We start from the raw sequence: 924 nt of genomic DNA on the forward strand, positions 1-924 counted from the left end.
GAACCTGTTTAGAGTTTCTCACATCTTTTAATTTTCCGAACAAAAAGCACTGTAAAAGCCAGCACGTGGAGGGCCATCCAGTTGCTGGCTTTTGTCTCAAACCTGATCAGCAGCGCCTTAAAGCTGTCGAGCCAAGCCTGGGCCTGCTCCACCACGTTCCTTCTTTTGTAGAGCTCCTGGTCAAAATACACCCACTCTTCTCCTACCACCCCATTCCTGGGGTTGAAGGCGACGTTGGCCTCTACCTTATAGCTGGAGCAGATTTTTCTGAACTCCTGTGAGTCAAAGCCTGCATCAGCGTTCAAAAACAATCCTTCTACTGCCAGCCCGGCCTCAGAGAGCATTTGGGTCAACTCGCCGAAAGCCCGCTCTATCTCAAACACGTCATGGTGGTTGCCCGCCGCCGGACAAGAGCAGGCCAGCAGCGTACCCGTGTCATCAGCAAGAAACAGGCTGTTGCAGGTTTTGGCCGCCTTTCTGGCCTGATAGCCGATGCACTCGCCCCCGTTCTTGCAGACCGTCTGGCTGCCGTCCAACTGCACCGAGGACAGATTCAGGAGCCTGCGGTGCCTCTGAAGCAGGCAAACCCAAGCCTGCCTGAAGCTGCCGTCATTTATCCATTTCTGGAAATGATGGTAAACCCCCTGCCAGCTTAGCCCTTGCCCCTGAAAAAACTCCTTCAAGGGGAGCTCGCGCCATTGGCAGCCCGTTTTGAGCCGGTATAAAATGGCTGACACTATCTCTGAGGGGGCTGCATGGAGCCTGGGGCCCCTCTTGCCCTTACTTAAATAAGGAACTATCCAACGATTTATCGTATCTTCATCTAGAGCTGCCATTGAGTTAGAGTAAGGTGTAAAAGTGAGTCTGCAAACTCTTTTACACTTCTAATTCTTTGGCAGTTTCTTTAAACTTTAAACAGCTTCA

The 924-nt window shown here is 51.5% G+C and carries 1 protein-coding gene; it reads right to left on the reverse strand.

Annotated elements, in window-relative coordinates; translation table 11 throughout:
* Window positions 1–8 precede the first annotated feature (8 nt).
* Window positions 9–836: an IS5 family transposase gene (locus PXG97_RS21440; protein ID WP_276499895.1), complete on the reverse strand. Its 828-nt coding sequence runs from the start codon at window positions 834–836 to the stop codon at window positions 9–11.
* Between the last annotated feature and the right edge of the window lie 88 nt (window positions 837–924).

It is taken from the genome of Pontibacter litorisediminis (assembly GCF_029360645.1).
GTDB classification, from domain to species: domain Bacteria; phylum Bacteroidota; class Bacteroidia; order Cytophagales; family Hymenobacteraceae; genus Pontibacter; species Pontibacter litorisediminis.

What these genes read in the sequence shown, in the direction of transcription:
- PXG97_RS21440 (WP_276499895.1), bottom strand. Translation starts at nt 836, where the DNA reads ATGGCAGCTCTAGATGAAGATACGATAAATCGTTGGATAGTTCCTTAT.